The sequence below is a fragment of the Acinetobacter sp. CY81 genome (genome assembly GCF_059515925.1).
Map to the genome: position 1 here is coordinate 314,151 of NZ_JCAKNC010000001.1, position 24,853 is coordinate 339,003.

A 24,853-nucleotide genomic window follows, 5' to 3' on the forward strand; every position below is an offset into this window, starting at 1 on the left:
AATGTCGTTACAAGTCAATGATCAAGAAATAGATTGGGAAAAATGGCAATTTCTAGAGATTAATGATGAAACAAAATTTAGAGATAATTTTTTAAATGCCCAAGATTATCATGAAAATTTTGAAGAACTTATAAATGGACTATATACCGTTGTAGATGGTTTCAGTCATTATAAAAATGATTCTAAGTTTGGTGGATATATAGCATCTGGTCACCAAAGAATGAGAGATGCATTAGATTTGATGTCATTACAATATTCAGCAGGTGGTGATTTAAATTTCATAAAAGAACTTTACCCGTATCTTCTTCATTGGACAGAAGAATATGCTGAAACGAGTCATCTTTATAATTTAAGCCCTGATGCAGGTGGACGTTATGTCTGGCATATTTCCTTGGGAACAGAAGATTATTGGTATATTGCTTTACGTTTAATTTGCTTCGGCTTACTTGCAGGATATGCAGATCAAATGAAGCGAATTATGCCAATTATCGATTATGTGGAAGCAACTCCTGAGGGGCAGGAAAAAGATGGCTTAATCGAGCGATTGATTGCTCCATTTGTAACAGATCGAGGGACGCCACCTAAAGATGCACGTCGTCATCTGCCTTATCGTAAGCTTATTAAAGTTTTTGATGCTGATGCTGAAAAGCGTCCAGCAATGATGTTGCAATATTTAGAAGATTGGTATGAAGCTAGTCGTCGTGAACCTTATCATGATCAGCATCCTCAACCTGATATTAGATCAGGTATCAGTTATTTTGGTTATTGGTCATGGGAAGCAGCAGCAGTGACATGGCTACTAGATATTGACGATTTAACTTATCGAGACCATCAATTTTATCCAAAAGATTTAGTAGATTTTGCTAGATCGCAAGCTGAATCAGTTTCAGCAGAAACCACTATAGAAAAAATTAAAATCAAAGGTGGTGAAAAATGTCCCAAAATGGGTTATTGGACGACACCTGCTAAGCCAAATCAGCGTCAGTACTTTAATAAAGATGATATTTTACCAACCCTATCAGAGACCGATTGGGGGGAAGTATATTGGTATTTTGATGGTGAGGACTAATTTTAATATGCCCTTCGGGCCAATATTTTATATGAATAATATTCTTAGTCGATAGCTTATTAATAGCTTTAATTTTGAATTCTTTAGTGTCTCTTTTAGTTCTCATAAGTTCCTCGCTAATTCACTTTTTATCTAATTAGAAGGTATGTATTAAATCGGTGGATATTCATTACATTATTTAAAAATACCAAAAATATTTTTCAATAAAATCAATTGATTTTGGCTGTTTAGATCTTAGGATTAGCGTCAATAAAAAGGATTTTTATACCTACATTTGTTAAATCATCTTTAGCAGATGATAAAGCATCCTCTAATGCTTTATGCAGGTCTGAGATAATCTAAAGATAATTTATCATTTGTGGAGTAAAGTAATTTACTATTGCATCTAGCATTAAATATAAGACTATCTATATCTTTGATTACATCATTAGTCTTTTTAATAAAAAAGTAAATTTGAAATTATCCATAGATTTTAGTCAATTTATTTAGCGATTTTTAGATTTGATTTTAAACAACACAAAGGATATGTGAGGAACCATCTCAATAGTTAATCATAGAGTCGGGTAAATGTTGAAATAATTTTTCTTTAGTTTTATTTAAATCCAAGGGGATTTCATTTTCCCCATATTCCTTCTGAAGCCAAATTAATAATGCATCATGATTTTTATAGCAGTGATTAACAGATAAATAACCACTTAAATCAGAGCCGTTGTGAAGGTTTAAATCTCTAATAAGTTGGTATCCAATTTCTTTAATATGTTTGCTGATATAAAGTTCATAATTCATTTTAATATTTCCAAAACATTGAAATATAAAAATAACTTTATATTTATTATTTTGCAGCACATGAACAGTACAAGAGTCTAGAAAAAATACGAAAGACAAATTATTTTCACAGTTTTTGAGAGCAGGAGTTAATTTCACCGGTTGCTTAAAAATTATGCAAGACTACTGTTACTCACCTAAAAAATTTCAATGAAAAATTTTGTTACGTCATAAACGGGGCTCTTTTTGAGCTTTGTTACGTCATAACCAGCATGTTTTTTAATCTTTGTTACGTCATAAAGTGTATAAATCTTGATCTTTGTTACGTCATAAATCACTAAGATTGAGCATATTCTTTGTAATATATTTGCTGATTTTTATATATTTTTTTACTATGTATAAGTCATCACTGTCCTACAAATAAATTATAAAAGATAATACCAAAGTCCGTCTATTTCGATTTTATGATCAATTTTAATTTCGAAATATTTACTATGGATCATGTTTTTTTCATCACGCTCTGTATATTTAAAATGTGCTCCTTGAAGGGCATCACAGTGAAAGCATCCACCTGACAAATATGATTCTTTTCTAGTGTAACTAAATCTTTTAACAATATAACCATATTGATATTTTTGTAATAATTTTGGATTGTTTAAAATTTCACAATGAGTACTAGAAATGTTCTCAATGCCTAATCGACCTATTTTTATTACTTTATCTTGGTAGTGAATAAAATAGTTAACATCCATAATCGTGTTGGTATTAATACCACATTTCCAGCAAGTCACTGTATTCATCGTAAGTTGCATGAATCTTGTGGATTCAGGTTTTAATGAGTACTGAATTGCACCTTGCATGAGTGATTCAAAAAATTGAATAAACTCAATTTCAACTAAATCAAATTCATCCCAATTGTTAAATGCACCACTTGCCATCAATTGGTGATTTTTTTTATCTAGCCAAATGGAAAATATAGGAAGTTCATAGCTTTGATAGTCTAAAACATCCCATTTATTTTTCTGGGTCGTTCGCATAAACCAAACTGCTCGAATACCTGACGCAATATATTTATCTTGACGACGTTTGGTCTCTTCAATACTTTGAGGCGACCATTGAATTTCAATAATTAGTTTAGTTTTATTTTTCTCTGCATAAATATCTGCGATCCAAATTTCACCTGATGGCGTTTGACCACGGAACTCAGGTGTGACAGTCCATCCATTCTCATACAAGTATTTTAAGATGAGATATTTACAGAACTGATGCTCACGACTTTCTCCTGAATGTACACTGCAATGGCTGGAGGGAAGGTGGGCAAAATATTGTGTACCAAGTTTACTCTTTTTAGGAATAGCACGAGTTTGACAACAGGGCATATGCATATTGAGCTTTTTATATTGTTCTTTTAGGCGATCCCATTGTTCATTATTCAGCATGAAGCTGTAAATTTCTTTGTTTTCAATAATACTGAGAAAGCCCATTATTCTACTAATTAAACGTCTTTTGTCTCATTCTAAAGCTAGTAAAACCCATTGTAAATCAGGCACAATCACTCCTAGAATTTTCAAGTTTTACAGCGACTTCGCTGGCGGTGTTTATAATGACAAATAATAACTTTTCACAAGTAGCAACTTACATCTGGTCAATAGCTGATTTACTTCGTGGTGACTTTAAACAATCCCAATACGGACGTGTCATTTTACCATTTACCTTATTACGCCGCTTAGAGTGTGTTCTTGCACCCAGTAAAGATGAAGTATTGAAAGCCAGTAAAACAATAAACCCCATACTGCCTAAAGAAGCTCAGGAAGAATTTATTTTAAAAGCTACTAGAGGACTATTCTTCTATAACACTTCTGAATTTAGCCTCTCAAACTTAAGTCGATATCACACTCGTGATAATCTATATATGTATCTTGCTAGTTTTTCAGAGAATGTTCGTGAAATTTTTGAACACTTTAATTTTTATGAATTCATCCGTTTATTAGATAGTACCAATCTATTGTTTAGTGTAGTAGATAAAATGAATTCTATTGATCTTAGTGATCAAGTTATATCGAATGCTGAAATGGGGGAAGTATTTGAAGAGCTTATACGACGTTTTGCTGAAGGCTCAAATGAAACTGCGGGTGAGCATTTTACCCCACGTGATATTGTACGTTTAACTACAGGCTTAGTGTTCGGTAAAAATGATGGAGCTTTATCAAAAAAAGGCATTATCCGCACGGTATATGACCCAACGGCAGGTACGGGCGGGTTTTTATCATCAGGTGCAGAATATGTGCGTGAGCATAACCTTGATGCAGTGATCCGTGTCTATGGTCAGGAGTTAAACCCTGAGTCTTATGCGATCTGTAAAGCAGATATGCTGATCAAAGGTCAGGATGTACGTAACATCAAATTAGGTAATACGCTTTCAAATGACCAATTGGCAAATGAAAAGTTTGATTACATGCTATCGAATCCGCCATTTGGGGTAGATTGGAAAAAGATTGAAGATGACATTAAATCTGAGCATGAGCAAAAAGGCTTTGATGGTCGCTTTGGTGCAGGCTTGCCACGTGTGTCGGATGGTTCGTTATTATTCTTAATGCACTTGATTAGCAAGATGCGTCAGCCAGATGCCGAGCAAGAGCAAGGTAGCCGTATTGGGATTATCCTCAATGGTTCGCCACTCTTTACAGGCAGTGCAGGCAGTGGCGAGAGTGAAATACGCCGTTATATCTTAGAAGCTGACTTGTTAGAGGCAATTATCGCCTTACCAACGGATATGTTCTATAACACAGGCATTGCGACTTATGTTTGGGTGCTCAGTAATAAAAAAGATGCCGAGCGCAAAGGCAAAGTACAACTGATTGATGGTACTAATCTATATAGCAAAATGCGCAAATCGCTTGGCTCTAAACGTAACGAGATGAGCGAAGATGATATTACGCTGATTACACGTACCTATGGCAATTTTGAAGTGATGGATGCCCGTGAGCTAGATAAACCTGCCGATGTAAAATCGAATCGTGGTCGTCAATCTGCTACGCCTAAAAATGAATCTGCAAAAACCTTCGCAAGCAAGATTTTTAATAGTTACGAGTTTGGCTACCGCCGTGTGACTATTGAGCGTCCTTTACGCTTATCGGCTCAGGTGAGTGATGAGCGTATTACCACTTTACGATTTGCACCTAAGCCGTTTAATGCCGTGATGCAAAAGCTGTATGATGATTATGGCAATAGTTGGACAGCAGATAATTATGGCGATTTAAATGAATATGAAGCTGAAATCCGTGCGCTGATTAAAGCCGAATTTAGCGAACTGAAAGAAAAAGACATTAAGACTGTACTTGAGCCAAAGCTATGGTTAGAACAACGCACTTTATTAAGCAAAGCCCAAGCCTTACAAGCTAAAATAGGTACAGCGCAGTTTGATGACTTTAATGCCTTTGATGATGTGTTCAAGCAAGCGTTAAAAGCTGCCAATATCAAGCTTGAAACTAAAGAGAAAAAGCAATTTATTGATGCCATTACATGGAAAAATGCCGATGCTGAACCTGTTGTAAACAAAGTCATTAAAGGTGCTGAAAATCCGCTGTATGGTCAGTTTAGCTATAAGGGTAAAGTGGTTGAATTTGTACAAGATGGCGATTTACGTGATGCCGAGAACATTGCTTTAAACCCAAATGTCAGCACTACCGATTTAATTGAGTCTTACTTTAAGCGTGAAGTTCAACCGCATGTGCCTGATGCGTGGATTAATGCCGATAAGCGTGATAATAAAGATGCTGAAATTGGAACTGTAGGATATTCAATAGATTTTCATCTTAAATTTATCAAAGATGAGGAGTTTATAATTGGAGATAGAAATATATTTCGGATTAAAAATTTAATTAATACAGATAAAAATGGGGAATTTGTATTAAATAGGTATTCTGGGGAAATAATACTTTTTTCTGATATTCAAGATAAAAGCTACAGTTTAAATTTAACTAAATTTAATGTAGATAGTAGTGTATTAAACTATCAGTATTATAATATTTTTTTGTCCTTACCAGAAGGAAAGGATTGGTTGGAAAGCTCAGTGAATACAGTTTCTGCAATAAGGAGTATAAATTTTAATAATTGGATAAATCTTAAAATTAATATTCCAGAAATAAAGAAGCAATTAGAGATTGTTGATTTTTTAAAAGAGTGTGAAGTTGTACTTGAAAAAATAAACTTATTAAAAAATTCCACTTTAAATAGTTTTGAGGAAAATAAATATCAAATCAGACCATACTTAGAGGCTGCTGAAAGATATGAAAATGAGTTTTCATCGATGCTTCCCACGCCTTTGGCTATTCTGTGGGAATTGGCTGAGTCAAGATTTAATGGTCGAGATAAGTGTGAAGCATACACAAAATTCTATGAATTTTTGGGAGTTTACTTGATAGCTATTGTATTTGGTAAACATGCACCAAAAGTAGATGTTTTTTATGATAAAACAAATGACTCAATGAAGTCTTTATCTATGGGTTTTAGTCATTATCAAATGAATAAATTGATTCAGGCAAACCCAGAATTCTCACAACAGGAAATCTTATCGTATTTTTTAAATAAAGAAGTAATTCAATTGCTTAAGGATACTACTTTTTTGAGAAATGACATAGCCCATAGGGGACTTCCTTCTGCTTTTGCTGTAAGTAGTACTTTAAATTCTATCAATGTATTTAATGAAAAAGCACAAAATATCCTGCGAAGCTTTTTTTCTTACACAACCTTAATAAGCCCTATTCAATGTAAATTTGATGGAAAAGTATTTACATATGAAGTTGAAGTGTTAAAGGGATTAGGTATTAATCCTTGTAAATCAAAAGAAATAAAGACTTTAAATCCTCTAATTTCCAATAAATTATATTTAATAACAGGTGATTTGGAGAGTAGTGAACCTATTTCAGTTGTAGAGCTTTTTCCACTTCTTATATTGGAGGAATCAATGGTACAGAGTGAAATAAAAGCTTTCTATTTTTATAGTGACTCTATTATTGATAATGATGAAAAAAAATTAAGATACGTATGTCCTTATCCAAATGTAGTAACAGATAAATTTTTAGAGTTAGATATTATTAAAGCTAAATGTAGTGAAAATCCATCTTAATTGATGGATTTAATTAAGTTATTTAAGGCACAATCACTCCTAGAATTTTCAAGTTTCACAGCCATTAGGCAAGCGGTTTTTTAATGACAAATAATAACTTTTCACAGGTTGCTGCATTCATCTGGTCAGTAGCTGATTTACTTCGTGGTGACTTCAAACAATCCCAATATGGGCGTGTCATTTTACCGTTTACGCTATTACGCCGTTTAGAGTGCGTACTTGCACCGAGTAAAGCAGATGTGCTTAAAGCCTATGAAAATGTCAAACAAATGCCACTGCCTGAAGAAGCCAAAGAGAAAATGCTTCTTAAAGTGACTAAAGGTTTAAGTTTTTGTAATACTTCAGAATTAAATTTAGGAAGTTTGGGTCAAAAAGATATCCGTTCTAACCTAAACACATATATTCAAAGCTTTTCAGCCGATGCACGTGAAATCTTTGAACACTTTAAATTTGAAGAATTTTTAGGGCTCTTAGATGATGCCAACTTGCTCTATAAAGTGGTACAGAAATTTGCCAACACAGATTTAAGTCCAAGTGCGGTATCGAATCATGAAATGGGCTTGGTCTTTGAAGAACTGATCCGCCGTTTTGCTGAAGGTTCAAATGAAACAGCAGGGGAACACTTTACCCCACGTGACATTGTGCGTTTAACCACAGGCTTGGTGTTTGGTAAAGATGATGATGCCTTAACCAAAGATGGCATTATTCGTACTGTATATGACCCAACGGCAGGTACAGGCGGCTTCCTATCATCGGGTTCAGAATATGTACGTGAGCATAATCCTGATGCTGTGATGCGTGTCTTTGGTCAAGAGTTAAACCCTGAGTCATACGCCATTTGTAAAGCAGATATGCTGATTAAAGGTCAGGATGTACGCAACATCAAATTAGGCAATACGCTCTCCAATGACCAACTTGCCTATGAGAAATTTGACTACATGCTATCGAATCCACCCTTTGGTGTGGATTGGAAGAAGATTGAGTCTGATATTAAAGATGAGCATGAACAAAAAGGCTTTGAAGGTCGTTTTGGTGCAGGTTTACCACGTGTCTCTGATGGTTCGTTATTGTTCCTAATGCACCTCATTAGCAAGATGCGTGATACAGATAATCATGATCAAGGTAGTCGTATTGGTATCATCCTCAATGGTTCACCGTTGTTTACTGGTAGTGCTGGTAGTGGCGAAAGTGAAATCCGCCGTTATATCTTAGAAGCTGACTTGTTAGAAGCCATTATCGCGCTACCCACCGATATGTTCTATAACACGGGTATTGCGACTTATGTTTGGGTACTCAGTAATAAAAAAGATGCTGAGCGTAAGGGCAAAGTCCAACTGATTGATGGTACTCACCTGTATAGCAAAATGCGTAAGTCTCTTGGCTCTAAACGTAATGAAATGAGCGAAGACGATATTGCGATGATTACGCGCTGTTATGGCAATTTTGAGGTCATGGATGCCCGTGAGCTGGATAAACCTGCCGATGTAAAATCCAATCGTGGTCGCCAATCGGCAAGTCCTAAAACTGAGACGGCGAAGACTTTCTCAAGCAAAATTTTTAATAGTTACGAGTTTGGCTACCGCCGTGTGACCATTGAGCGTCCGCTACGTTTATCGGCACAGGTGAGTGATGAGCGTCTTGCAACTTTACGTTTTGCACCGAAGCCATTTAATGCCGTCATGCAAAAGCTCTATGACGATTATGGCAGTACATGGACAGCAGACAGCTATGACAATTTAGCTGAATATGAAGCCGAGATTCGTGCGCTGATTAAAGCTGAATTTAGCGAACTCAAAGAGAAAGACATTAAGACCGTACTTGAGCCAAAACTATGGTTAGAGCAACGCACTTTATTGAATAAAGCCCAAGCCCTACAAGCGAAAATTGGCACGGCGCAATGTGATGACTTTAATGCCTTTGATGAGGTACTCAAGCAAGCTTTAAAAGATGCCAATGTCAAACTTGAAACCAAAGAGAAAAAGCAATTTATTGATGCCATTACATGGAAAAATGCCGATGCTGAACCTGTCATCAATAAAGTGGTGAAAGGTGCTGAAAATCCGCTTTATGGTCAGTTTAACTATAACGGCAAAGTGGTTGAATTTGTGCAAGATGGTGATTTACGTGATGCGGAAAACATTGCCTTAAATCCTAATATCAGCACCACTGATTTAATTGAGTCTTACTTTAAGCGTGAGGTACAACCGCATGTGCCTGATGCATGGATCAATGCCGATAAGCGTGATGCGCAAGATAGCGAAATTGGCATTGTGGGTTATGAGATTCCGTTTAACCGTCATTTTTATGTGTATGAACCGCCACGTGATTTAAGCGAGATTGATGCGGATTTAGATGCGGTAAGCCGTGAAATTATGGCACTTCTGCAAGAGGTGCATTCTTAATGGCTAAATATGAGAAATATGCTGAATATCAAAATTCAGGTGTTGAATTTTTAGGTCAAGTACCTGCACATTGGGAGATAGCATCAGTTCGAAGATATCTAATAGACCACCGTCAAGGGTATTACACTACGGAGGCTTATGTAGATAAGGGGCTTAAACTGTTACGTATTACTGATTTACGTGATTTGGGCGAAATTGAGACTCAAAATTGCCCTATGGTAAATGAAACTGAATCTACGGATTTGTTTAAACTAAAAAAAGGTGATGTTGTATTTGCAAGAACAGGCGGGGCAGGATCTTTTGGGGTCATAACTGAAAACTATGATGACCTAATTTATGCTTCATACTTAATTAGATTTAGATTCATGAGTAAAAAACTCGAACCTGATTATTTAAGATATTTATGTTTGTCAGACTCATTTCAACTTTCGGTAAAGCAGAATATACATGGTGGAGTAAACCAAAATATTCATGCTGAAGATATTAAAGATACAATTATTACTGTTCCTGACCTCTTAGAGCAAAATCAAATATCTAATTTTCTTGATTGTGAAGTGGCAAAAATCAATACTTTAATTGCCAAACAAGAAAAGCTGATTGAACTGCTTAAAGAAAAACGTCAAGCGGTGATTAGCCATGCCGTGACCAAAGGTTTAAATCCTGATGTAACAATGAAGGATTCAGGGGTGGAATGGTTAGGGCAAGTGCCTGAGCATTGGGGAGTTATTAAATTTGGTATTACTAATCGACAAGCTGTATTAGGTGGCAATTATCTTGCAGGAGAAGAAGAGGATGGTATCCCTGTAATAAAAATGGGGAATCTGGGGCGTGGAAAAATTAATCTATCAAAAGTGGAAAGGCTAAATATTAATGAAAATTACGAAGAGGAGCATTTCCTAAAGAAGGGAGATTTTTTATTTAATACAAGAAATAGTCTAGATTTAGTCGGCAAAGTTTCCATTTGGCGAGAAGAGTTAAATAAAGCATTGTATAACTCTAATATTTTACGAGTCAGTTTTTATGAAAACCGCTATTTATCTGAGTATGTAAATTATCTTTTTAATTCGGATTTAGGGTTAAGCCAGTTAAGGCTTATAGCTAAAGGTACTACTAGCGTTGCAGCTATTTACTATAAAGATTTAAGAGGATTAATTTTTGCTTTTCCGCTCGTGGAAGAGCAATTACAGATTGTTAAATATTTAGATAATAAAATTAATGAACTAAACACTTTGATTGGTAAAGCTGAATCCGCTATTCAACTGATGCAAGAACGCCGTACAGCGCTTATTTCCTCTGCGGTCACAGGGAAAATTGACGTACGCAATTGGCAGAATCCAAATAAAAATAATGAGGCTAAAACGGAGTTTGGCGCATGAGAACGGATGCAACTTTAGAGACCATTTTTCAACAAGACATCATTGCCCAAATGCAAGCAAACGGTTGGATTGTAGGTTCAGGCACAGGCTACAACCGTGAAAAAGCCCTCTATACGCAAGACATTCTAGACTTTGTGCAAAAGACCCAAGACAAGGAATGGCAAAAGTTTAAAAGCATTTTCCCCAATGACACCGAACGCCATTTTTTAGAAACGGTCGAGGCACAACTGAAAAAAGCCAATATCAACGCCACCGATGTTGAATCTCGTAGCTATGGCACATTGGGCGTGTTGCGTCATGGTATCCGTACACGTGGGGTACGTTTTTCATTTTGTCAGTTTAAACCCGAACATGGCTTAAACCCTGAACTGAATGAACGCTATAAACAAAACATCTGCCGTGTTGTACCTGAATTGGTCTATAGCCCATACGCCAACAAAGCAGAGTTCGAGGCAACAGGTAAACAAGCCAAAAAATGGCGCATTGACCTTGTACTGTTTATCAGTGGCTTTCCTGTGGCAACCATGGAGCTCAAGTCAGAGTTTAAACAAGCTGTGCAAAATGCGATGACACAGTATCGCAAAACGCGCTTGCCCAAAGACCCTGAAACCAATAAGCCTGAACCACTCTTAATGTTTAAACGTGGCGCATTGGTGCATTTTGCCGTAAGTCAGTATGACGTTTATATGGCGACACATCTCAATGGTGATAGCACTTACTTCTTACCATTTAACAAAGGCACGAAGGATCAAGGTGCAGGCAATGACGTTCCTGAAAATCCAAATGAATATGCAACTGGCTATTTATGGAATGAAGTTTTAACACCTGATAGCTTACTGAATATTGTCGGTAACTTTATCCACCTGCAAATTGAAGAAAAAGAAGATTGGGAAGGGCGTAAATACAAAAAAGAAAGTCTGATTTTCCCACGTTATCATCAGTGGAAAGTGGTCAATAACTTAGTACAGGATTCATTGGCTGAAGGCACAGGGCAAAAATACCTGATTCAGCACAGTGCAGGTTCAGGTAAATCCAACTCGATTGCATGGACGGCGCATCAGCTTTCTAGCCTCTACGATGCTAATAATAAAAAGATGTTCGATTCAGTGATTGTGGTCACTGACCGCACCATCTTAGATGCACAGCTACAAGATACCATCTATCAATTTGAACATGCCGATGGCGTGGTGGGACGCATTAACAATAAAGAAGGTGACGGCTCAAAATCGGAGAAATTGGCTAAAGCTTTGGAAATGGCACAGCCGATTATCATTGTGACTATTCAGACTTTCCCATTTGTACTGCGTGCGATTGAAAACAGCACCAGTCTCAAAGAGCGTAAATACGCCGTGATTGCCGATGAAGCCCATTCATCACAAAGTGGTTCTACGGCGCGTCAGCTTAAAGAAACCTTGATGATTGAAGAACGTGAAGAAGATGAGCAGCTGTCTTCTGAAGATGTACTTGATGCAGTCATGGCTTCACGTAAGGGCAGTACCAACTTAAGCTTCTATGCTTTTACTGCAACACCTAAAGATAAAACTCTACAGCTTTTTGGTCGCTTGCCTGATCCAAGTATGCCGCCGTCAAAAACCAATATTCCTGTGGCATACCATGTTTACTCAATGCGTCAGGCGATTGAAGAAGGCTTTATTTTAGATGTATTGAAAAACTACACTAACTATAAAGTCATCTATAAGCTCAAACAGAAAATCGAAGAAAAAGATGCAACGGTTGATGCCAAGAAAGCCAAGACCAAGCTGAACCAGTGGGTACGCTTACACGATCATAATATCTCGCAAAAAGTGCATATCATTATTGAGCATTTTAAAAAGAATGTGATGGGCTTACTCAACAATCAAGCCAAAGCCATGGTGGTGACCAGTTCACGTAAAGAAGCGGTACGTTATAAGCAAGCCTTTGATAAATACATTGCTGAACAGAACTATGCCAACATCCAAGCGATGGTGGCGTTCTCAGGTGATGTTGAATTTAATCAGAATGATGCAGACAGTAGCCATTTATTAGGTCAAAAGTTTACTGAAGCAAATATGAATCCAAACTTGAAAGGTCGTGAAATGCGTAAGGCATTCGATAGCGATGACTTTCAGGTGATGATTGTGGCGAACAAATTCCAAACTGGTTTTGACCAACCCAAACTCTGTGCCATGTACGTGGATAAAAAATTGGGTGGTGTCGAATGCGTACAGACTCTATCTCGCTTGAACCGTACTTATCCTGCTAAAGCTGAATCAGGTACTTTTGTACTGGATTTCTTTAATGAGCCACAAGACATTCTTGATGCATTTCAACCGTATTATCAGACGGCGGAGCTGGCAGATGTGTCTAATCCAGATCAAATATATGATTTGTGTACCAAGCTCAAAGCCTCAGGTATTTTCCTCTGGACGGAAGTAGAACAGTTTGTTGATGCCTTCTATAGCAAAAATAAATCCAGTGCAGCTCTCTCAAACATTTGTAAGCCTGCATTGCAACGCTGGCAACAGCGATATAAAGAAGCAGTGAATGATTACGATGTCACAAAAAACCGTTTAGACATTACCAAGCGAACGGGTGAGCCTGTACTCATTGCCAATGCTGAAAATGAATTTACAGAAGCGAAGAAAGCGCGTGATGCTTTGGAAATTTTCAAGAAAGACTTAGGGAGCTTTACGCGTTTCTATGAGTTCATGTCTCAAATTGTTGAGTATGACGATAAAGACCTAGAGAAACTTAGTCTGTTTGCTCGAAACTTACGTCCAATGCTTCGTGAGCAAGTGGCGGATGAGGACGAGATTGATCTCAGTAATGTTGCAATGAGTCATTACCGCTTGTCGAAGCTACGTCAACAAGATATTCAGCTTAAAGCCAATAGCACTGAGCATAAGTTGGATCCTGCCAATGATGTCGGGACAGCGAAAGCTAAGGATAAGAAAGAAGACTTTTTGTCCGTGATTTTAAGCCGTGTGAATGAGCTGTTTGTGACAGATAAGCTAACTGATCAAGATATGATTAATTATGTGCATACCGTGGCAGATAAAATGTCTGAAAACTCACGCATGATGAAGCAGATTCATAATAATACACGTGAACAAGCGATGTTAGGTGAGTTTGATACGGCGCTTGATGATGCCGTGTTAGAGAGTAATGAAGCTCATATAGAGCAAATGACGCAGTTGATGAGCGATCCTGCGAAGATGAAGCAGTTTGCGCATATTATTTATGATGTGTTGGTGAGGAGAGATAGTCAGGGTTACTGACAACGTATTTTTTAAAATATTGAATGAAATATAAAGAGGGTGATGTGAATAAGGTTTCTAAAATTAATTATGCTGATCAAAAAGATATCGGTGTGTTGAATGCTCAATTGGTTGATATAAAAAATAAACTATCTGCTTATGATGCTATAGATGAATAGAATTGGTTTACTTTTAAGAATAAACCACAAGTTCTATTTGATTGTAAAACAGGATTTTTATATCTGAACCGTACGGAAAATTGCTATTGGCTCCAATAAATTACTGAGTCGCTCCTAGTCCATGTCTCGTAATCTATAGCTAGATTACGTCTTATGGTTATAATATATGGTAATTATATGTTTATAAATCAATATCTTAAACATGTAATAATGTGGCTTAAAACTTAGAGTTAACTATACTTACACAGAATTACTTTTGATAAGACGGTTTACTTGAAACCACCAAGCAGAAACCAACTTAATAGAATTAACTTAAAAAAAGGGATCATTGTGGGTGAAGCAAAAAGACGCGGTACACGTGCAGAGCGTGTTGAACAGGCTCTGCAGATTAAAGTTTTGAAAATAGATCCATTAGGTCCAGTAACCGACGCGTTATCACAAAAAGACTATGTGATGTATTTTGATGAAACCAATAATTTCAGAAAGCTGTATCTGGCAAGTGAGTACAGTCATACGGCGTATCTCAATAGTGAGTCAAATCCATTTGTTTTAGGTGGCATGGCTTTCGACCCGAAAATACATAATATTGAAAATATTAAAGCAGAGATTGATGTACTGCTAAGACGGATGAATAAGCAGCCGACCCAGACTGAATTTAAGTTTAAGCATGTAGCTACAGGCAAACTTCCAGATGTTTTAAAATCCGCAAAATTAAAGAGTTTCTTCAAGTGGATGATTGAAAATAAAGTATTTATGCACACCAAAGTACTTGATGTGATCTACTTTTCTATCGTGGACATTCTTGAAAGCGAAACGGCATTTAAAATCTATTACTCAAGATTCGAGCCAAGGAGTGAAGATCAATGTCACTCAATGCCCCTAATTAAAGTGGCATTGTCCGAAATGATTCGTTTGTATCGAAAAGAATTTTTCGAAATGGCATTCCGAATTGGATACCCAGATATTAACAGTGGCAATAAACAAGAATTTATCAATGAGCTCATTCAACTGTGCGAAAGATATATAGGAGATGCATGCATTGATAGGCTACAAATTCAAGTAGATCTGACAAACATGCTGATAGATGTTTTTAAGGCCTTCAGGTCTGAATCCAGTGATGGCTTCGTATTTTTGGAAGGAGAGTCTAAAAGTCAGCTAATTGATCAAATGAATCAGTACTACAAAATCAGAATTGATACTTTTCCAAAAGCGCAACAGTACTACGATAATGAGGAAGAAGTTGCAGCAGTAATCAATAAGCATTGGAAAATGCGGCCAAACAAAAACTATGAGTTTTTGGATTCAGATAGTGACATAATGGTCCAGCTTTCAGACGTATTGATCGGCTTTGTTCGAGTATTCCATGAGTTCCTACTCGAAACACCGTTCAATCAGATCGAAAACATCATCAATGACATGACAGCTCATCAAAAGGAATGTTTAGGGTATTACTTTGATATTGAAAATTACAGTAATCAAGAGTGCATGTATTTCTTAAATTACATAGGTCCAATATCAACTAACGATAAAGTATTGAAGATTAAAAGCTTACTTTAATTATATATTCTAGCGAGGACAGAACCTTGCTTGAATCTCCTAGTACCAGACAGTTATTTTTGATTCATTGCTATATCTATAATGTGAGCCAAAGCTTCGACCATTTCTTCAGGATATTCAGTTTCAATATTACTGAAAATATCATAAAACCCACCACGCTGATTAAGTCAGTAATCACGCTGTAAGTGGACAACCGTTCTGGCGTTAATGGGACAGGCATGTCCATTATTTTTGCTAGGATCACATAGCGCGGTGTACCTGTTAATAAAGTGGTTAAGAGATATATTGATTTATATTTTGAGATGTATTACTGACAGGAGCCTTTCTTCAGAGAAGCTCCTTAATAAATTAGCTTAAAAGAGCCTTACATTTTTCAGCTTCGTATTCACTAATAATGTTTTGGCAGGAGATTAGTCGTCCATCACGTGGGTCTACATAGGTTTTATTTAAGTCACCATGACAATGATCCAACATATAGCGGGCAATTTCATATTCATTACTTTCAACTGCTAGCATCAAAGGTGTATAACCTAATATAGGACGCTTAGCAGTTTGGTTTACATCAGCTCCAGCTTTCAAAAGAATATCAATAATCTTTCTTAATTCTAGCTCAGATATTTTTGGTTGCATAAGCTCATAAACTTCTTTAAAAAGTTGGCGTCCATGCGGTGTATGAATATTTTGCCATGCTTCATCCAAGTTAAATTGGCCACCTGAATGACGATATAAACTGTATTCAGTCTGTTGTCTTTGCATAGGTGTTGCATTCATAAATTGGAATACATATTGTTCAAAGCTAATTGGTCTTTGTACTTGATGTAATAGTTTTAATGCTAGGTGTAAAGGTGCATGTTGATCAATATCAGCAATAATATTTACATTACAACCACGACTAATTAGCTCTTCAACAAGTTTACTGTTACCAAGTGCTATAGCAAGGTGCAAAGTGCTTAAACATTTTTTCTTGGTTACTGTATTTAATACTTCTTTGGTGAAATTATGCTGAAGTAATAAATCTAGAATTTGATTTTGTGTTTCATCTAATTCCATGATATTGTCATTTAGACATAACGTAAGAACAGAATCACCTTTGTCGGTTAATATATTCACATTTGCAGATGCTTCTAGAAGTGCTTTAACAGCATCAACATCACGTTTTAAAATACAATAATGCAATGAAGGCATTTTAAAAATTTTCTCAACACTGACATTTATTTTTTTGTTCGGATATTTAAGGTCAATCTGAACATTATTTTCCAAGATAATAAGGCTACTTTGGGGAATATTATTAAGGTAGCTGCAAGTTTCTTTTACAAACAAATCTTCTTTAAATACATCGTACACTTTAGATTTGAGGGCAACTAGCTCCCAGTCTTCGAAAACATTCTCTAATTTGAATCTTTTTGGTAGGTCATCAAAATTGATATCAATTTTAGGCATGAGTAAACCATAACGAATAGCTATATTTACTATTTTTCTTAAGAAGTCATTATTCACTTTCTTTTGCAGAGAGCATACGACTAATATTTCATAAACAATGTCTTTCAAATAACTAGCATCATATTTGATGCAGTCTTCAACGCATGCAAAATAGCTATCTAATGATTGTTCAATGTTACCTGTATAAAGATGATAGCGAGACTGTGCCCATAAGCCAGCCCATAGTAAGTGAGAGAATTCTTTATGAAGTTCAATTGTTTCTAGGAATAGATTAATCATCGTAGAAGCGTATTGAAGAGCCGATTCTAGAGTCGTTAGCTTTGAATACATACGTCTCAAAGCTTCATTATTAGCTGATTTATATTCTGGTAAGACAATATCTTCTTTTGGTATACATAAAATAGAGGAATAACATAGATCATGAACTGACATACACATATACGATTGTGCATTGTTTTCATTTAGTTCATGTCGAATATACTTATCAAATACGGCAGGTGTGAATTTTTGCTCAATAATTCCTGCTTTATTGCAACTATCTATCATTCTGGCAAGTATGAGACTCGAAAGAATAGTATCGTATTTTTTAAAGTCACAGATTTTTACATATTCAATAAGTTTATGTATATCAGGCAATTCTTGGTTATTACTCCATACACGTATACGATCTTGCATTTCCTTATTAATTTTTTGGGTAGGCTTGTATGCAGTAAACACAGCTTCAAGATATCTTGATTTAGTGTTCTTTGGAATTAAACCTAAATTTGTAAGCCTGTTCTTGATAAACGGCAATATTTTTACAGAGATCATTGCATCAATGAAATCTGTTTCATCGATTGAATTGTTTTGACCACAAAAAGAAAATGTGCGCTGAAAACCATAGTATTCTTTAATACTCGTTTTAGTATCATGAACTAAAAATTGAGCCAGTTGTGCTGAAAAAAATGGTTTTGTAAAAAGTGCTTTTAAAAACTTATCTTCAAAGTAATGAGGGTAGTGTGGGTTTGAGATATGCTCATCAATTTCATCGGATAGTTTTGTATATGCTTTAAGCCCCAAATGATTACTGATTTCTCTAAGGAAAACGAGAGCAGTGGGATAAGTGTTCATAGTATTTTGCATTTAATGACCTAAATATTTATTAACATCGTGTGTGAATTGTTGGAAACTTCGGAAATCACTTGGAGTACTTGGAATACATAATTTTTTATTATTTTTTTCTAAAAAATTATGTTTTTTACCTCTCCTGATTTTAAATGATTTATCACGTAATAGTCGCCGTAAATAATTTTGTATGTCTTTGTTGTTAGATAATTTCATTTTAATCATCGTCATAGTAGTCTTCATCTTCGTTATCTTGGCATGAAGAACACAGCTCTCCATTGACTACATAGCTATAGCTTTCACCCTCTCGTAGAGGGTCTCCATAAAGTGTGGTGTAACAATTTGCACACTGATATAAGTACGGCATAATTTTGCTCCTGATTTAACATAGAGCGATTATGGAAGAAATAGAGAGTAAAATAAGCAAAGCAAAAGCCGGTTTAATTTTAATTAGTGGGCTCCGTAATGCTGACCATGATTCAATGCATCACAGGTAAAAGCTTTTCATCTATATATGTTATAGGTGACTTACACGGCTCTTATAGCTTGCTCATGCAAGAACTGAAAACTATCAATTTTGACTTTCACAATGATTTGCTGATCTGTACAGGTGATCTTGTAGATCGAGGTGAGGAAAATTTAGAATGTATTTCCTTATTAGATCAGTCATGGTTTCGCAGTGTAAGAGGAAATCATGAAGAAATGTGCATAAGGTCGCCTGACGATCCTAAAATAAAAGATATGCATGCACGTAATGGAGGGGAGTGGTTTTATAAATTGAGTGCGAGAAAACAGTTTGAAATTATCGAACTCTTTAAACAGCTCCCTTTGGTTATTGAAGTCCAACTTGAAAGTAAAAAAATCGGTATTATGCATGCAGATATAGACATCCATGATTGGAATCTCTTCAAGCAAGATATTGGTAAAGGTGACTATAAAATTTCAGGTCTAATATCGGCTTATGTGAATGCGCTGTGGGGAAGAGGGCGCATTCGCCAGCAATCAGCTCATTACGATATTGTTGATGGTATTGATGAAATTTATCTAGGACACACCATTGTAAAAGAGCATACTAAAATCGATAATTGTCATTATATTGATGTCGGCTCTTCTTTCACCAAGAAGCTTTGTATTTTAAAAATCCAATGAACTTGGTGATGTGGGAGGGGAGTTTGGTGGTGAAAAAAGTTCAGTTGATCAAAAAAACAACACTTAAATCATGTATCCTAGTTTGTATCCTGTATTTTTTTAAAGGTAATTAGTGCAATAAAAACAATAGGGTAGGTGATGGTTTTCGTCCGTCTGGGCCCACCAAATAAAACAACCGCTTAGGTGCATTAATCCTAAGCGGTTTTTTAATGCCTAAAATAATGTAAGCACTATGTAAATTATGAGAATAAAAAATTATTCATATAAACCATGAAAAAAAACTTTGAGAAGATGAGTTAAGCCAAAAAGCAAAGACTAAGGTTTAGCATTTAAATGCTCATGCAAAATTCGTCTTAACTCTAAAATAGTTTCAGGTTTAGCATGAATAGAATGGCCACCTTTAAAAACTTTTTCTGACTGTGCTTGATCTAAATGCGAGCTAGTATATGGCACAATACCATCAGACATTTCTGAACGAACTTGAGTATTCTTGGCATTTCCCACAATCGAATGATAAGGAAAATCAGCTTTAGGCAAGACTTGGTTGGTCAATTGCATGAAACGTGAGCTTGGACTTAAATCATCAGGGCCATTTTGGACTAAACCTTCCGTACTTTTGCTTCCAGTAAGTTGAATATTGACCTGATCAAAAAAAGAAGTTGGTAGTTTGACGAGTTTTTTTGCCCATTCGACATACCAACGATCAGTTAAATCACTACCACGGTGTGGTGCTGCGACAAAAACAGCGCGGCTAAAAGGTAAATCAGATTTAAATTGAAAACGCCCACCAATAATAGGATTCTGTTGTAAACGACTAAATTGCTCGTAATTCATCAAAGGAATTGCTTGTTTCGAAATATCCTGATCACTCACCAATAAACGGCTAATAATACCACCCATGCTATGTCCAATCAGTACTGCATCTTGACTTGAAGCAGATAAAGGCTGAGTTTGTGCAAAAGCTTGTTTTAGTAAGGCATGTATCTGAAAGCGACTTTCAACAATGGGCATATTGGTTGAATACGATACCATCCATACTTGATAGTTGTCCCTCAAAGTCACATCACCCAAAATATTATTGGTCAGATTCATCCATGTTTCAGGGCTACTCGCTAAACCATGCACCAATACAACGATTTTTTTATTCGGTTGATATGGCTCAAGCATATATAAATGAGGCATTCGTAAAGATTCGACACGATCAAGTAAACTTAAAAATGCCGATTTCCCCAATTGATTTTGCGCTAACCAATAGGCAAAAGGGGCAGTGTAGTTAGCAGTCAGGTTATATTCTTGACCATCTAGAGTCGCAGTTGAGTGTTGATAAGGGTTATATAAATGAATATTAAATGGGATTTGACCTGAAATGATCTCATCGGCTGTAGCCGCTTGTTGTTCTGGCTGAACTGTAGCTGTCACAGATAAATAATGAGGGTGATGAATTCGCGGATTAGGCTGATCAGCATAGTGCGTAATAGGATCTAAAATAAACTCATTTGGAATTTTAGCTTCATTTTGTCTAGCAACAATAAATTCAGCGCCTAAACCATCTTGGCGATTCACCTTATCAAAACCAGAAAAGTTCAGAACATAGCTTGACTGAAGACTTTGAATATTGAGTTTTTGTAATTCCGGATAATGAGTTGAATCAATACGATATTTTTGTTTGCCTACAGAAAAATCATGAAGTGCATGTTGTGTCGGATTATTTTGGAACTGTAAGCGCATTAAACGTGATAATGCATAATTATAAAAAGTTCTGACCTGCATTTGACGTAAATCAAAAGTTTGCTGATTTGGGTTTGAGCCAGACTTAAACAAATAAGCATAGCTATATTTTAGGCTGAGATCATAAGCGCTTGCGGCTTTTTCAATTTGTTGCTGTGAAGCTTTGTTATCTAAATTTAATGCTTGTGCTAGATATAGTTCACTCAATGCACTATAGCGTTCGCTAGGACTAATGACGTTTTGTGCTGAGATGTGTTTAGTACAAGTATCAAATTGCGCTAAACAGGTATTGGTCGTATAAGATAAAATTTTAAGTAAACTTGTGGTATCAATACTAAATTTGTGACTGTTGACTATATGTTGAGAGCGTACTTTTATCGTGTCATCAATTTTATGTTCTTGAATTTGAACCAATTGACAGCCGCTTAAACTGAGCAACATGACTGCCAAGCTCACGGATCTGGTATTGATTTTATATCGAGAGAAAAATTGATTGATCATTCGGGCTGACTACAAAAATGAATGCATCTATTTTAACTATTTGTGAGCTTGTTGGCATAGTTTTATTTACTGGAGTGATTCATTTTGTAAAAAGTATTTAAATGATCGATCTTTTTATTATTTTCCTTATATTTTTAATAAAAGCATAATTTGAGGGTTTATGATTTGTTTGAGATTGAATAGATATTCTTCAATCTTCTATACAGCACGATCTAACTCTATTTGATTCAAATCCGTTGAGACTATGTTTTAGCTCAGAATCACTTAAATGGTTCTGTGGAGTGTTCGCAAATATTCTGAATTAAAAAACAATAATCAAATTTATAGATAAGTTTATTCGATCTTAAGAATTCTAAAATTATGCTAAACAATCATCATTAAGTTATTTTTAATCATAAAAAGATGTCTCTAAGATTTGTATAAATACAAAATTAGACAAATCCTAAAATGAGTAATACTTCCAGAACTTTAGCTATTACAGCAATTGTGATCATTGCAATTGTGGTGTTTATATTTTATCAAAATAAAACAGCATCAAAATCAAATGAAAATATTACTTCAAATGCACAGTCTTCTGAAGCCGTCGTTATCGCTTATCAGACTGGGGTTGATCCAACCAAAGTCGCTCAAGCAGATGGTGAATATGAGAAAAATAGTGGGCAAAGGATCGAATGGAAAAAGTTTGATACAGGTGCGGATGTAGTAAATGCGTTGGCTTCAGGCGATGTCGATATTGGAAATATCGGTACAAGTCCATTGGCTGCCGCAGCAAGTCGTAATTTGCCCATTGAAGTGTTTTTTATAACTGCAAAATTAGGCAGTTCGGAAGCATTGGTGGTCAGTCAAAAATCAGGGATTGCTGTACCTCAAGATCTAAAAGGTAAAACGATAGCCGTACCATTTGTATCTACAGCACATTACAGTTTGTTGTCAGCATTGAAACATTGGAACATTAGTGAAAATGAAGTCAAAGTGATTAACTTGAGACCACCAGAAATTTCTGCAGCTTGGGAGCGTGGTGACATCGATGCCACTTATGTATGGGAACCTGCATTGAGTAAAGCTTCAACAACAGGGAAAATTCTCACTGATTCAAAACAGGTCAGTGAATGGGGGGCTCCAACCTTTGATGTGTGGGTGGTTCGCAAAGACTTTGCAGCGAAAAATCCAGAATTTCTTAAATCATTTACTCAAACCTCATTGGCTAAAATTGATCAATATAATCAAGATTCTAAAGCATTTGAAACCAACGCAGAGTATTTGAATAAGATTGCAACCTTAACGGGTTCGTCATCTCAAGATATTCCATTATTGCTTTCAGGGAATGTTTATCTGAATCAACAGCAGCAAATTGAAAGTCTTAATCAAGAATTTCCGAACGTTATTTTGAATACGGCAACATTTTTAAAATCTCAAGGCAAAGTCGATCAAGTCAAAGCAGATTATAAAGAAAATGCGACTTCAGCATTCTTAAAATAAAACCCGAGAACTTGAAATGCGAGGCGTAGCAAAATGAGTATTCTAAAAGCTGAAAATATTAGCCTAAGTTATCCAAATCAAAGCACAGCGATACTTGAGAATATTAATCTCAATATTGAACAGTCCAAGTTGACTGTAGTTTTGGGCGAGTCTGGTTGTGGCAAGACCACGCTTTTAAATATTCTAGCTGGATTTCAACATGCCAGTTCAGGGCTGATTAAAATTGATCATGAGGTTTTGAACAAACCTGATGCACGACGTGCTGTCGTCTTTCAAGATCACGCTTTATTACCGTGGTTAACGGTATCAGAAAATATTGGATTTTCTTTAAAGCTGAAAGGGTTAGAAAAAAAACAGATTGAGTCAGAAGTCCATCGTATTTTGGAAACGGTTGGACTATTACACGTTGCGCAGTCAAATATCTGGGAATTATCAGGTGGCATGAAACAAAGAGTAGGCATAGCACGTGCTTTGATTAGTCATGCACCCTTTATTTTACTAGATGAACCTTTTGCTGCATTAGATGCTTTTACTCGTGAAACCATGCAAGAGTTCGTACTTAATCTTTGGATCAATGAAAACAAAGGTTTTTTCTTAATTACCCATGATATTGAAGAGGCACTTTTATTGAGCCATCAATTGGTTTTGATGACAGCTCGTCCTGGGAAAATCGAAGAAATTCTACAGTTAGATTTTGCGCAACGATATCGTGATGGTGAGTCAATCCGATCTATTAAGTCAGATCCGAATTTCATTCAATTGCGTGAGCAATTATTCGAACGATTACGTGATCAAAAAGCACAAGCCTTGGAGGTTTAAAATGAGTTTTCAAGCAGACAAAGCGATTTATAAACCATTAAACAATATTCATGTAACTGATAAAAAGGATGTGGCTTCAAAAGAGATTTCAACAAAAAAAATAATTGAGAATAAAAAGTCGTCTTCATTTTCCAATTTTTTAAAATCAAATTTAAGTCTTCTGATTAGTATTTTTAGTGTAGTCACACTGTTGTTGATTTGGTTTTTAGTTTCAGCATTGCATCTGATTCCAGAATTATTTTTACCCAGTCCAGCTGCAGTATGGCATAAATTTCTTCAAGTCAGCCAACAAGGTTTCATGAAGGCGACCTTGTGGCAACATCTTGCCCAAAGTATTGGACGTGTATTTAGTGCACTGATTTTTGCCATTATCATTGGTGTGCCATTGGGTTTATGGATGGGTTTAAATCGATGGACGAGAGCTGTACTTGATCCGTTGGTGGAGTTACTGCGTCCGATTCCACCTTTGGCTTATTTGCCTTTGTTGGTTATTTGGTTTGGTATTGGTGAAACGACAAAAATTTTATTGATATTTCTCTCGATTATTACACCTATCATCATCAGTACCACGCATGGCGTATTGAGCCATCAACTGAACCGTGAGCGTGCCGCACTTTCTTTAGGAGCATCACGCTTACAAGTCATTCAGCATGTAATTTTACCCACCGCATTACCTCATATTTTAACGGGCATAAGAATTGGACTTGGTGTGGGTTGGTCGACACTTGTTGCAGCAGAGTTGGTCGCAGCAGATCGTGGGATTGGGTTTATGGTGCAATCGGCGGCTCAATTCTTAATTACGGATACAGTTGTATTGGGAATTATCGTGATCGCAATTGTTGCGGTGAGTTTTGAACTCTTTTTAAGATGGTTGCAAAAGCAACTTGCGCCTTGGTATGGGCAACAGATTTAAGTCGC

General features: G+C 36.1%; 14 protein-coding genes and 1 pseudogene. 10 read left to right on the plus strand and 5 right to left on the minus strand.

Annotated elements, in window-relative coordinates:
• Position 1 precedes the first annotated feature (1 nt).
• Positions 2–1,069 carry a PoNe immunity protein domain-containing protein gene (locus AC5YDM_RS01520; RefSeq protein WP_496150361.1) on the plus strand — a complete coding sequence of 356 codons (1,068 nt, stop codon included), beginning with the start codon at positions 2–4 and terminating at the stop codon, positions 1,067–1,069.
• 540 nt (positions 1,070–1,609) lie between these two features.
• Here the strand turns inward: AC5YDM_RS01520 and AC5YDM_RS01525 are convergent.
• Together AC5YDM_RS01525 and AC5YDM_RS01530 are read right to left on the minus strand one after the other, a co-directional pair.
• A complete protein-coding gene (locus tag AC5YDM_RS01525) occupies positions 1,610–1,855 on the minus strand; it encodes a hypothetical protein (RefSeq protein WP_496150362.1) in 246 nt (81 codons plus the stop codon).
• Positions 1,856–2,259: 404 nt separating this feature from the next.
• Positions 2,260–3,273 carry a competence protein CoiA gene (locus AC5YDM_RS01530; protein ID WP_496150364.1) on the minus strand — a complete coding sequence of 338 codons (1,014 nt, stop codon included), beginning with the start codon at positions 3,271–3,273 and terminating at the stop codon, positions 2,260–2,262.
• Positions 3,274–3,437: 164 nt separating this feature from the next.
• On the opposite strand from AC5YDM_RS01530, the pseudogene AC5YDM_RS01535 reads away from it, so the two are divergent.
• From AC5YDM_RS01535 to AC5YDM_RS01555, 5 genes and pseudogenes are all read left to right on the plus strand, one after another.
• Positions 3,438–5,657 (plus strand): annotated as a pseudogene (locus tag AC5YDM_RS01535) (type I restriction-modification system subunit M); the annotation flags it as partial.
• Positions 5,658–7,045: 1,388 nt separating this feature from the next.
• Complete coding sequence (locus tag AC5YDM_RS01540; RefSeq protein ID WP_496150365.1) at positions 7,046–9,364, plus strand: type I restriction-modification system subunit M; 2,319 nt, start codon at positions 7,046–7,048, stop codon at positions 9,362–9,364.
• Complete coding sequence (locus AC5YDM_RS01545) at positions 9,364–10,740, plus strand: restriction endonuclease subunit S (RefSeq protein ID WP_496150367.1); 1,377 nt, start codon at positions 9,364–9,366, stop codon at positions 10,738–10,740. Before AC5YDM_RS01540 ends, AC5YDM_RS01545 begins: the two co-directional genes overlap by 1 nt.
• Positions 10,737–14,000 carry a type I restriction endonuclease subunit R gene (locus tag AC5YDM_RS01550; protein ID WP_496150368.1) on the plus strand — a complete coding sequence of 1,088 codons (3,264 nt, stop codon included), beginning with the start codon at positions 10,737–10,739 and terminating at the stop codon, positions 13,998–14,000. Before AC5YDM_RS01545 ends, AC5YDM_RS01550 begins: the two co-directional genes overlap by 4 nt.
• A gap of 431 nt (positions 14,001–14,431) precedes the next feature.
• Positions 14,432–15,715, plus strand: a complete 1,284-nt coding sequence (locus tag AC5YDM_RS01555) for a DUF3800 domain-containing protein (RefSeq protein WP_496150369.1) — start codon at positions 14,432–14,434, stop codon at positions 15,713–15,715.
• Positions 15,716–16,063: 348 nt separating this feature from the next.
• On the opposite strand, the gene AC5YDM_RS01560 is transcribed toward AC5YDM_RS01555, so the two are convergent.
• Positions 16,064–18,277, minus strand: a complete 2,214-nt coding sequence (locus AC5YDM_RS01560) for an ankyrin repeat domain-containing protein (protein ID WP_496150370.1) — start codon at positions 18,275–18,277, stop codon at positions 16,064–16,066.
• A gap of 199 nt (positions 18,278–18,476) precedes the next feature.
• Positions 18,477–18,626 carry a hypothetical protein gene (locus tag AC5YDM_RS01565; protein WP_496150371.1) on the minus strand — a complete coding sequence of 50 codons (150 nt, stop codon included), beginning with the start codon at positions 18,624–18,626 and terminating at the stop codon, positions 18,477–18,479.
• A gap of 98 nt (positions 18,627–18,724) precedes the next feature.
• On the opposite strand from AC5YDM_RS01565, the gene AC5YDM_RS01570 reads away from it, so the two are divergent.
• Complete coding sequence (locus tag AC5YDM_RS01570; RefSeq protein ID WP_496150373.1) at positions 18,725–19,408, plus strand: metallophosphoesterase; 684 nt, start codon at positions 18,725–18,727, stop codon at positions 19,406–19,408.
• A 315-nt stretch (positions 19,409–19,723) separates the two neighbouring features.
• Here the strand turns inward: AC5YDM_RS01570 and AC5YDM_RS01575 are convergent, their stop codons facing one another.
• Entirely contained in the window at positions 19,724–21,637 is a 1,914-nt protein-coding gene (locus AC5YDM_RS01575) for a lipase family alpha/beta hydrolase (protein ID WP_496150374.1), read from the minus strand.
• A gap of 447 nt (positions 21,638–22,084) precedes the next feature.
• Between AC5YDM_RS01575 and tauA the strand changes: the two genes are divergently transcribed.
• From tauA to tauC, 3 genes are read left to right on the plus strand one after another with little or no spacing between them, the layout of a single operon-like run.
• A complete protein-coding gene (tauA, locus tag AC5YDM_RS01580; RefSeq protein WP_496150375.1) occupies positions 22,085–23,116 on the plus strand; it encodes a taurine ABC transporter substrate-binding protein in 1,032 nt (343 codons plus the stop codon).
• 33 nt (positions 23,117–23,149) lie between these two features.
• On the plus strand, positions 23,150–23,935 hold the full coding sequence (locus tag AC5YDM_RS01585) for a taurine ABC transporter ATP-binding protein (RefSeq protein WP_496150376.1): 786 nt from the start codon (positions 23,150–23,152) through the stop codon (positions 23,933–23,935).
• A gap of 1 nt (position 23,936) precedes the next feature.
• Positions 23,937–24,848, plus strand: coding sequence for a taurine ABC transporter permease TauC (tauC, locus tag AC5YDM_RS01590; protein WP_496150377.1), 912 nt, complete (start codon positions 23,937–23,939; stop codon positions 24,846–24,848).
• Positions 24,849–24,853: the final 5 nt, after the last annotated feature.

Bases quoted from the DNA above. Each gene is read 5' to 3' on its own strand.
- AC5YDM_RS01520 (WP_496150361.1), top strand. From the start codon at position 2: ATGTCGTTACAAGTCAATGATCAAGAAATAGATTGGGAAAAATGGCAA.
- AC5YDM_RS01525 (WP_496150362.1), bottom strand. From the start codon at position 1,855: ATGAATTATGAACTTTATATCAGCAAACATATTAAAGAAATTGGATAC.
- AC5YDM_RS01530 (WP_496150364.1), bottom strand. From the start codon at position 3,273: ATGCTGAATAATGAACAATGGGATCGCCTAAAAGAACAATATAAAAAG.
- AC5YDM_RS01540 (WP_496150365.1), top strand. From the start codon at position 7,046: ATGACAAATAATAACTTTTCACAGGTTGCTGCATTCATCTGGTCAGTA.
- AC5YDM_RS01545 (WP_496150367.1), top strand. From the start codon at position 9,364: ATGGCTAAATATGAGAAATATGCTGAATATCAAAATTCAGGTGTTGAA.
- AC5YDM_RS01550 (WP_496150368.1), top strand. From the start codon at position 10,737: ATGAGAACGGATGCAACTTTAGAGACCATTTTTCAACAAGACATCATT.
- AC5YDM_RS01560 (WP_496150370.1), bottom strand. From the start codon at position 18,277: ATGCAAAATACTATGAACACTTATCCCACTGCTCTCGTTTTCCTTAGA.
- AC5YDM_RS01565 (WP_496150371.1), bottom strand. From the start codon at position 18,626: ATGCCGTACTTATATCAGTGTGCAAATTGTTACACCACACTTTATGGA.
- AC5YDM_RS01570 (WP_496150373.1), top strand. From the start codon at position 18,725: ATGCTGACCATGATTCAATGCATCACAGGTAAAAGCTTTTCATCTATA.
- AC5YDM_RS01575 (WP_496150374.1), bottom strand. From the start codon at position 21,637: ATGATCAATCAATTTTTCTCTCGATATAAAATCAATACCAGATCCGTG.
- tauA (WP_496150375.1), top strand. From the start codon at position 22,085: ATGAGTAATACTTCCAGAACTTTAGCTATTACAGCAATTGTGATCATT.
- AC5YDM_RS01585 (WP_496150376.1), top strand. From the start codon at position 23,150: ATGAGTATTCTAAAAGCTGAAAATATTAGCCTAAGTTATCCAAATCAA.
- tauC (WP_496150377.1), top strand. From the start codon at position 23,937: ATGAGTTTTCAAGCAGACAAAGCGATTTATAAACCATTAAACAATATT.